An 11,212-nucleotide genomic window follows, 5' to 3' on the forward strand; every position below is an offset into this window, starting at 1 on the left:
AAACGTTAAATTGTTTTTGTCAAATTCCTTCCTTTCGTTTATATAAACTCTGATTTGGCCAAATAAGGCTATAACGAAAGAACAGAGAAGTAGCTAATCTTCTATATTGAATTTCTAATATATTATAGTTACGAATTCTCTTTAAATGAATATTAACAAAAGTTTTACAAAACATTTTAAAGTGTTGTTAAGCATTCTTTAGGTCGGTTGAACTATCTATTGATTATTTAATTTTGTAAGGTTTAAATTCTATTTAGATTAAGGAGGCATTTTGAATATACATTTTTGGTTTAAAGGTCGTTTTTCAAAAATTTAGCTATATGAGCGGTATTAGAAATTTGTTTTGCTTTTACCGCTCAATGGCTAATTAAAATATGACATGTAACATTTAGGAAAACATCCTCTATATTTTACGTTTTGAAAAAACATTTATGGTCTTTAGTTGAATCTAGTATTTGTCCCAAAAAAGTTTTGTAGTCAATAAATCCCCACCGACAGCCGCAGCTGCAGCTTCATAATTACTTCTGTTTAGAGTTTGCTCAGATATAGGATAAATAAGACGCACCGGCACGGAGTTGACATATGACCCGGTTGGTGCTGAAAGTTGTGGATAATCCAATCGTCTATATTCTGTCCATGCTTCTAAACCTTGATTATACAAGGCCACCCATTTTTGCATTCCAATTTTCTCCTTCCAGTTGCCCGAAGCAGTAGAATATGCTACTTCCGGTTGTAATAAGTAAGCTTCTACTCCATCCACTTGGTAGTATTCAAATGATGCTTTAATAGCATTATTATAATGTAATTCAGCATTTACGACACCCCCAATATTACGTTCTGCTGCTTCCGCAAGAAGAAACTCTACAGTAGAATAATCAATAAATATGACGGCAGTGTTAGGCTGGTAGAATAATGTACCCATCTCAGAATAACTATCATAATTTACAACTATCCCAGACGGAGCACCAATGAAATCGCCATTTACAGATTTAAAATACACGCTTCTACGTGGATCATCAAGATTGTTCATATAATCAATAAACGGTTTAGAGCCAACAAAATCTTTTCTATTTCCAACGGCTAAATCAAGATATAGCGCGGTAGTGTTTGGCTGGGCATCTAAGTGATTTACCGTAGCATTATCTGCATTAGAAGTGAACACTCCCGGAAGTGCAGCAATAATATTCGTTTCTGCTACTTGCGGATTACTATCCACAATACGCATCGCCATAAGTAATTGCAATGACCTTCCAAATTTTTTCCAAAGTTCAGTATTTCCGCCATACATGAGATCATCACTCCAACTGGCCCCTGAATCATCCATATTGTCTAAAGCTATATTAAGCTTTGCTAATAAATCAAGATAAATAGTTTCAGCATCATCGTAAGCAGGGGAAATATTATTTACGTCCAAAGCTTCTGAATAAGGAATATTGCCAAAAGACTCAACAAGCTTGCTATAGGAATAAACTCTTAATATCTCAAGAATGGACAGTTGATTTTGAAGTGCGACAGTGTTCATTGGGGTTTGCACCGTATTTTCAATTACCTCCTTGCTCTCTTGCAAGTTAATTAAAACTCCTAAGTAGACATTTGTCCAATTAAAATTGGAAAAATAAGTAGTGCCTTCATTGTAAGTTACCGATGAGATCTGTTGTGACCATAACCGTGAAAGGGTATACGGGCTACCATTTGATCCATATGTAAGATCACTTTCTAAATCGGACATGTTTTTTAAAGCGAAGTTAAAAAACGTTTCAGCCGGCGCTGAGGTCGCATTTTTTTCATCGATGTTTAAGTTCTCTAAATCATTAGAGCAACTAAAGAATAAAAATGTGATGTATATAAGAAAATACTTTTTCATGATAGTCGAGTTTTATTAAAATTGTATTTGCATATTTAAACCTAAATTTCGTGTTGAAGGTAAGACCCCCTCTTGATATCCTTGGATATTCCCTGAACTTAAATTAGCCTCAGGATCTGAGAAAGGTAAATTTTTGTGAATGATCCAGAGATTTGAGCCCACTAAACTTAATTTCATAGCCTCCACTTTTATTTTATCAAGAAGACTTACTTTTGGAAAAGAATACGTAAGAGACACTTCTCTTAATTTAATATATGAAGCATCATAAATAAAATGTGCCGAAGGCGCTTTTACACTTCCTGTAGCGTTATTGTATGTATCCATTGCTGTACGCACCATATTTGGCTGTCCATCAGGAGCTACTCCATCTAAAATAATACCTCCCCCATTTGCTATTGAATTACGCATTGGGTTGCCAAGATCATTTAATCCTACTGAATAGTTATAAAGACCAGATCTATTTCCAACGGCGATATCACGTGAATAGAGATCACCGCCTATCTGCATATCAATTAAAAAGTTCAGATCAAAATTTTTGTATTTTAAAGAGTTGGTGATTCCACCATTCCAGTCAGGAGTCACATTTCCAATCACATTGTTTGAAGTCGTTGTACGCATAAACTCTCCATTGCTTTGGTTTATGACGCGTTTTCCATCAAGATAAATATAATCGGTACCCTGAATTGTTCCGTAAGGTTCTCCAAGTGTTGCATTTATTGTTACTCCAGAAAGACTTCCCAACTGTAGATTCGATGCCCCTTCAAATAAGGAAATTACTTTACTTTTATTAGTAGCCCAGTTAACACTTACCTCCCAATTAAAATCTTCATTTTTTATGACCGAACCCGATAGGGCTAACTCCACCCCCTTATTTTCTATTTCTCCAGCATTAACAAATTTTGATGAATATCCTGTTGTGGTTGATATGGCAACTGGTATAATTTGATCCTTGGTATTGGTTTTATAAACCGACATATCCATTTTTAACCTACTATTAAAGAAACGCATTTCTAATCCTAATTCGCTACTTGCAGTACTTTCGGGTAAAAGTTCAGAATTATTCTTAGTGCTGTTCACCCCATATAAAGGAATTGAACCAAATGGTGTAGGTTTGGTCAAGACATCCTTAAGGCTATTAGGTGGCGCTGAACTTCCCACTTCTGCATAATTTAATCTCAGTTTACCAAATGTCAATATATCACTATCAATTAAATTTGAAAATATAAAACTTGTAGAAATAGATGGATAAAAATAAGTACTATTCTCTTTAGGCAAGGTAGAGGAATGATCAAATCTTCCTGTTAAATCTAAATATATTAAATTGTCATATCCAAAAGAAACCAAACCATAAAGTCCGTCAACACCTACTTTTTCAAGCACTTCAATAGGAGCGTTAGGTATATTTACAGAGTTTGAGAGCGAATAAAGTCCCGCTAGCACCAATCCTCCATTAGTCACAGCGTTTATTGAACTAAATTCATTTCTTCTTATATTAGTTCCAACAACCCCACTAATATTTAATTTTTCAGTAACATGCTTATTAAAGTTTAACATTAGATCATAATTCATTTCTCTGAAATTTATATTTTTTCTCTCGTACTTACCTTCTCTACCTCGTGTACCGGTATTAGCTCTTTCCTCTTGTAGAAAGGAATACGTATCTAAAGAAACGCGACCTTCAAGATTAATCCAATCATTTACTTTATAATTTAAAGAAGCATTCCCAAATATTCTGCTTCGTGTATCGTTTTGGTAATTCTCATAAAGAACCCAGTATGGATTATCAATAGTTCCACCCATAAAAGGAGTTATATTGTTTCCTGTACTAAAATATGCATCCTTCAATTCTTTAATGCCCACGTTCATCGCCCAATATTTACGCATAGTGGCTACAACATTTCCTCCATTTCCAAAAGCAGATTCATTACCTGTACGATTACGACCTATCGCATCCGTTTTTATATAATTTGCACTTGCCGATGCTTTTAATCTTTCATTCAAATCAAAACCAGTACTTACTGAAACATTATTTCGTGATAGGCTACTGTTTGGTACAATACCCTCTTGTTCGAAGTTTGTATATGAAATTCTATAATTAGCTTTTTGACCACCTCCAGATAGGGAAAGGCTATTAACAAACGTCACTGGAGTTTCAAAGAAACTAATTAATTTTTCTTTGGGAGCTTCCCATGGTGTAGGTTGTAAATAATAAGGAGACTCAGGATAAAAAGAATCCCACTGGTAAACCATCAAATTGGAATCGAAAGGAGCGCCGTAAGAACCATAGGCAGTAGAAGGTGATACAAGATCGAGCGTGCCGTCGCCATTTACATCTTGTCGGTTAAAATACTCATTACGATTTGGACCATAAATCGCTCCATAACCTGTACCATACTCATACTGAAATTTCGGCCAAGTAGATTTGTCAATAAATCCGATCGTAACACCAGAATTAATGGTGATTGTAGTTTTATCTTTTGCACCTGCTCCTGATTTTGTGGTAATAATCACAGCACCATTTGTTGCTCTAGACCCATATAATGCAGTAGCTGCAGCACCTTTTAGGACGTTAATCGACGCAATATCTTCAGGATTAATATCTGACGCTAAATTACCATAATCGAAGCCACCGCCAGCATTTTGCTGATCGGAAGTATTGAAATTAGAGTTACTAACTGGGACCCCATCAATAACAAATAAGGCTTGATTATCACCTGTTAGAGACGTACTTCCCCTAATAATAACGTTACTTGAACCTCCTAAGTTAGTATTATTCTTAATTTGAACTCCTGATACTTTTCCAGAAAGTGCATTTACAACGTTATCTGTAGGTACCCTATTGACATCATCTCCACTTACTTCTTGAGTAGCATACCCGAGCGATTTTTTCTCTCTAGAAATCCCCAATGCAGTTACAACAACTTCGTCTAATAAAGCTGCATCCTCTTCAAGGGTGACGCTAATGATGGCTTGATCGGTTACCTTAATTTCTTTCGATTTAAAACCCACATATGAAAAAACTAAAACCGCATTTGGAGGAACCGTAATGGAATAATTACCATCAAAATCCGTTTGCACCCCATTAGCGGTACCTTTTTCTATTATATTTGCTCCAATCATAGGCATACCCTGAGCATCCGAAACAATTCCTTTCACCTGTTGTTGTAGATCTTTTTTGTAATCCTCATTACTATTAAAGGTTGTAGAATATGCCGGTTCTTTGGTTTTTGTCACTCTTTCAAGAATTACCTGTCGACCTTTAACTTGGTACTTAATTTCTGTATCACTGAAAATTACATCAAGAACTTCTTTAATATCTTTATTATTTAATTTCAAAGTAATTTTCCTTTCATTGTCAATCTGCTTGCTTTCGAATAAAAACCTATAGTCAGAAATTGATTCAATTTCTTCAAAAATTTTTATAAGACTGGCTTGATGAATATTTAAGCTCATCTTCTGGTCATCAGAATAAGAAAATGAATTTGCTTGAATTTTCAAAAACGAAACAATTAAAAAAAGTAAAGTTAATTTTAATTTTAGGTAAGTGTGGGAGATTAAAAACAGCGAACTACCTCTTTTATTTTTTTTCATAATTTATTTTGATTTTAATTGGTTTTCAATACAATTCCTAGGTCTTGATTAAGTTTTTGCTGAATGCTTCAACAATTATCTGTAGTGATCTTATACCTTTCTAAATATTCTTGTTCAATCTCATAGGCTTTCCTTTAGGTATTTGTTAATAAATTAAAATGTGATTATTAGTAATTTCATAATGAAAAGGATACAACTCTGATATGTATTTCAATACATCTTCAATGCTCTCAATATTTTCACTAAAACTGGCATTGAAAACTTTCTTAGAAAGCGATGAGTTATTATTTTTTATTTCTACATTATATTTACGCTCTAGCTTTTTTTCCATATTTTCAAAAGGTGTATTTCTAAAGACCAACTCTCCTTTCATCCAACTTATATAGTTTTCTACGTCTACATTTTCCATTTTGGTTTGATGACCATTCTTATCCCAAGAACCTTTTGTTCCGGGCGTCAGAGTTATAACATCTTCGGGAAAATAAGAGTTACTCATATTTATTGAACCTTCTACTAACACCGCATTGATTTCTAGATCCTCAATATAAGTAGACACAGTAAATTTGGTTCCAAGCACTTCTATGGAAACTGCATCCGCATTGACAATAAAAGGATGTCTTTTATCTTTTGAAACATCAAAATATGCTTCTCCTTCAATAAACACCTCTCTCGGTTGTCCTTCTAAGAATTGGACGGGATATCTCATTTTACTTCCTGAATTTAGATGTACGACGGTACCATCCGATAATTCAATATCAATTATTTTTCCATATGGAATAACAACCTCATGGAAGATAAGTTGGTCAATTCCCGTATGTGAATTATATTTGATACTACTTCCAATATGATGAGCAACAATTTCACCTGAAACAACAATATTCTCATTACCACCTTGAGCCAAAATTTTAATTTGATCATTCCCTAGCAATAATTTAATATTATCCTTTTCAGAAACATGGTATTCAACCTCAACATTATTCTTATTTTGAATACCATAAACCAAAGCAAAAAGCCCAACAATTAATGCAGCGTAGCGCATTACGGATTTCCAAAGTGGAGTCACTGTCTTAGGCTTTATTAATCGATTCTCTAACAATTCCCACTCAGCCTCACTGTCTATATCTTTAAGAAAGTTTAAGCTTTCATTAACTGAGCCTTCTAAAATAATTGTCTCAATAAGTTGTCTTTCATCTTTGGTTAAATGACACAATAGCTCAGGGGTTATTTTTCCGGTGGCCGCTATAATTTCTAAGACTGACTTTAAGCTTGATTTTGATTTCATAAATAGATTCTTCTATTAATATGTTATGAAAAAGTTAAAATAGGGTGACAACTATTTCACCTTTTTTATTTCTTTAGTTATTTCTTTATGACTTAAAATCTAATTCTATTAAATCTTACTCACGATTCACATGCTCAAAGCACTGTTATTCACTCACCTAATTCACATTAAATTTAAACTGTATGTGATCTTAAGTTCTCATGTTATTACAATTAACTTTATGTCTCTCAGTCATTAAAAAAACACTTATAAACACATTTATTTTAGGAAAATTCATTCTCTAAAGCTCTTATAAGTTTAAAATACAAGTTTCTTCAATTAATCAGATGCAGTAAAGGGCAGGATAAAACGTTAACCAATATCGAAATTCGACTTATAGACCAAAATAGCCCAACCAGAATAGACTTTAGCTCTTCAACACACCTGCAAAGAACGAAGCCATACTACCTTAATATAATTTATCTTCGCCACTTCAGCTTGTCATTCAGATTATATAAAAGGAGCATTATCACTAATTGCAACATCCCCATCATACCTATTATCTCAAAAACACTTAATAAGATTAATCAACCCTGATGTCATTTCATTGCACAAATTGACCCTATTTTCTTCCCTTTGTGCAAATTATTTTCTCCTCCAATGTCCCATTGCAATGGATTATTGCCTACATTGGATTTGCAACTAGTCAATGGGACCACTCATGAATACAGTATGATATTAACCAATGCATCTTCATGCATTGGTTAATTCAATTATTTTGACCAACTTATTTACATTTCAGTACAAAGATTTCCATTGTAAACATGTATGAAAATTCTAAAAGAAAATTGTTCTCTTTTGTTAAGTTAATTCTTCCCCAGTTCTTCTTTTTGTTTTATGACCATAAGCTCTACATCGTGTAATAACTTTTTGGCGTCATACATAATACCATCTTTGATTGTATACAGCACCCCACCAACTCTTTCTGGTTTTCCGATTTCGTCATTGAGACGTACAGCACCGGTGCCATAAAGCACCTTCATGTTTTGTAAGGGATTTTCATCAAGAATTATAATATCAGCCAATAAGCCCGGCCTTATCACACCAAATTCAATCTCCTTTTTTAAAGGTTTGAAAATTTCTTCTGCGCCATGCATGGTTGCGGCTCGTATAACCTCAAGCGGATGAAAACCGGCTTCTTGCAGCATTTCGAGTTCTAAAATGGTTCCAAAACCATATAATTGATAAATAAATCCAGAATCTGAACCTACCGTTACTTTACCACCTCTATTTTTATACTCGTTTAAAAACTGCATCCACACCTGATAGTATTTTTTCCAAGCCACTTCGTCTTCAGTAGTCCAATCAAACCAATAAGCACCGTGATTCAAACGACTAGGTTCGAAAAAATCCATTTGGGATGGCAAAGTGTATTTAGCATGCCAATCAGCATTACGCGCTGCCATTACATCTCTTCCCGCAGAATAAATAGTCATAGTTGGATTAATGTAAAAATCCAAATCTAAAAACTCATCGAGAAGTGCGTTCCACTTTTCACCACCTGGCTTTACCAAGTTCCATTGTCTAGCAACCTGCCCAAACCTGTGCTGTTCATCCCCATAATTAATATCAATAGGCCATGGTTGCACGTCGTTGTTTTCATACATAGACTCAAAGAGACCATAGAAATGAGTCATACTGGTAAGGCCTAATCTAGCTGCATCCAAAGCATTCATTTGTGCTACACCGCTTTGTCCAAGATGTGCAGTGCTACCCATACCTAGACTATTTGCTTCATCGAGCAAAGCTTTCATAATCTGTGGACGATAAGAACCCATTTTCAGTCCATCTACCCCCTTTTTCTTAGCATACTGAACCCATTCTCTAGCATCAGCAGAAGTCAGTATCTTCCGTCCCTCCCATTCTTTTCCACTTCCAGGACGGTGAAATGAGATGATTCTTGGTGCAACAATTTGATTCTTTGCACTTCTTGAGCGCTCAACTAAAGACCACTCCAATTCTCCTGTAGGCACACCTCTAACTGTAGTAATACCATTAGCAAGCCATAGCTTATAGATGTATTCTGCTTCAGGAGCTTTTGGTACACCGCCCGTATGAACATGCAAATCCACAATCCCTGGCATAATATATTTGCCATGGGCATCTATTTCTTTAGTGTTCCCACTTCTTAGCTTCGGTCTTTTTGATTCATTAATTTCTATTTTTGGAACGCCAACAGAAACAATATCAACTATTTTATTTTTTTCAATAATTATATCGACGGGCCCTGCTGGAGGACCACCCGTCCCATCTATCAGGGTAGCCCCTCGAATAATTAGTTGGTCATAAGGGCCCTCTCCTTCTCCTGATTTTCGATCAGGTGCACCTATCATTTGGGCTGCCACCAATAATGGGGATAAAAAAAACAGTAGTAACAATTGATTTTTCATAGTATGAATTTTAAAGATTAAGTTTAAACATGATTTACTTATTATACAATGTATTAACTGAATTGATTATTATTTCTTAATTAATTATGAATTTAAGCACAAGATTAACAACATCACTATTACACTGTTACAAAAACCTTAAATAAGGGTGACAGATTTTTCCATTTAATAGTTAATAAATCTTTTATTTTGAAATAAACTTTAATTACATTTAAAAAAATATAGCGTTAATTTTTTATTAAATTTTGCTATTGAAGTTGAATGGCTTGTATCAATTACCTCTGCAGTTACTACTGTGCCAACAATGTTCATCAGAACAAATTTATGTATGTAACTGAGGTTGAAAAGTTATTTAACCAACGTAGAAACATTGAAATCTATAGTAGGAAGTTTTAAAAATAATTGCGATGTAAGAAGAAAGAAATGGAATTAATATTATGACCTCACAAAATCTTGGTATTTCACAATTTAGCTCCTCAGTTGAAAAACTTGAATAATGACACTTTAAATCTTATTATTATATATAAGTTAAAAACAACTAAAAGCAACAAATCCATAGCCTTGACTTCTAATCTACGACTTATTAAAAATGAAATCGAAATTGAACCACAAGAACACCAACACCTCGGAAATAGAACAGTTATTTGTTGAACACTTTGCTTTTTTGTGTTTAGTATCATTTACAATAGTTAAAGACAAAGATATAGCCAGAGATGTAGTACAGGATTTTTTCATTTCATATTGGCAAAAAAGAAAAGTTCTTTCTATAAAAATATCTTTTCAAGCATACGCTGTTCGTGCGGTAAAAAACCTAAGTTTGATAGCTGTTAAGAATTCTTATAAGAAACAATCATTAGATGTAGTATTAAATTATCACGCAGCAGAGGTCCCTTTTGATAAACCGAAAAAATATGATAAACTATGGGAACTCTTAAATCAACTCCCCCATAGCAGAAAGGAAATTTTTATTGCCTTTGTTGTCCATGGCCAAAGCTATGCAGAAATTGCAGAGTTAAATGGCATATCAATAAACACGGTCAAAACTCAAATGAAAAGAGCTTATGCTTTCTTGAGATCCAAGGCTAATGAAAATGATATAGTTTATATTTATCTGTGCAGTGTCATTACTGTTTTCCCTTAGAAATGCTTCAATAGTTACTTCTAAAATAACCTGGCCCCTCTAATTTAGTATATCATTTATCTACTTCTTTACTAAACATTATTGAACACCATTGTCATCGTTTTTCAAATTTAACTAAAATCAACTACTCGAAGGAAAACTAATTTTCATTTGTAAATCCATCTCCATAATTTCTTGATTTCTCTGGTCCTTCAAAAAGCCTGAACTCAGTAATGTCTCAGAAATAACCTTCGCTTTATCGAAATCTCTACCCCAAACATAAACTTGCTCCATGTTTCTTACACTGACATGAGCCTTAATAAGATTTTGAGAAAGCGTCCCCATGTTTTTCGATGTGAATTGGAATTCTGAGTGCTCAAATACGTTGAAGCCAATGCAGCTGCGGTCTGTGTTGCTTTAAAACTTTAGACTTCAGCCTAAGTTTCACAAAGCTCTTTAAGGCATCTAATTAGATGATAATGATTTGAATAGATAGTGTATTATGCCTACAAATGGTGGGCTAACAGCACTAATTTTCACTCCAGTCTCTTTACCGGGATTGCAAGAGGCATCAATTACAAAGTGAATTCCCTTCCATTTCAAGGTTTGGAAAATCGTGATCAAGCCGCAGTTGGAGTAATTAGCTCGCAACATTCTTATTGTTTAAAGGTTTGTGAATAGCCACAAACGAATTTATTCTACACTATAACAATTTTTAAGTGGCTCTTTAAGGTGTGTGCAAACCATATATTTAAAAGGTGAGATTGATGATGCGGCCCTTTGACTGCCCTTCGACTGCGCTCAGGGTGACAATTGAAAATAAAAAACTGGCTTGCAGATATGTTTTATGGAACGAAATGGAACGACTGACGAACTCCTTATTACCTGCCCTTCTCTAATTTCAAATGTTTGCTTTTACATTTAAC

5 protein-coding genes are annotated in these 11,212 nt (G+C 34.3%); 1 reads left to right on the top strand and 4 read right to left on the bottom strand.

Translation table 11 applies throughout. The features are described 5' to 3' along the window. Positions 1-448: 448 nt before the first annotated feature. The 4 genes from ACOH2D_RS15760 to ACOH2D_RS15775 all read right to left on the bottom strand — a co-directional run bounded on the left by ACOH2D_RS15760 (position 449) and on the right by ACOH2D_RS15775 (position 9,166). The gene (locus tag ACOH2D_RS15760; protein ID WP_449535823.1) at positions 449-1,864 is read right to left on the bottom strand and encodes a SusD/RagB family nutrient-binding outer membrane lipoprotein; all 1,416 of its coding nucleotides are present in this window, start codon (positions 1,862-1,864) and stop codon (positions 449-451) included. A 15-nt stretch (positions 1,865-1,879) separates the two neighbouring features. After that, positions 1,880-5,455: a SusC/RagA family TonB-linked outer membrane protein gene (locus tag ACOH2D_RS15765; RefSeq protein ID WP_449535824.1), complete on the bottom strand. Its 3,576-nt coding sequence runs from the start codon at positions 5,453-5,455 to the stop codon at positions 1,880-1,882. Between the two features lie 145 nt (positions 5,456-5,600). Continuing rightward, entirely contained in the window at positions 5,601-6,737 is a 1,137-nt protein-coding gene (locus tag ACOH2D_RS15770; RefSeq protein ID WP_449535825.1) for a FecR family protein, read from the bottom strand. Between the two features lie 845 nt (positions 6,738-7,582). Continuing rightward, complete coding sequence (locus tag ACOH2D_RS15775; protein ID WP_449535826.1) at positions 7,583-9,166, bottom strand: amidohydrolase family protein; 1,584 nt, start codon at positions 9,164-9,166, stop codon at positions 7,583-7,585. Between the two features lie 601 nt (positions 9,167-9,767). On the opposite strand from ACOH2D_RS15775, the gene ACOH2D_RS15780 reads away from it, so the two are divergent. After that, a complete protein-coding gene (locus ACOH2D_RS15780; protein WP_449535827.1) occupies positions 9,768-10,307 on the top strand; it encodes an RNA polymerase sigma factor in 540 nt (179 codons plus the stop codon). Positions 10,308-11,212: the final 905 nt, after the last annotated feature.

It is taken from the genome of Gelidibacter sp., from assembly GCF_053579655.1.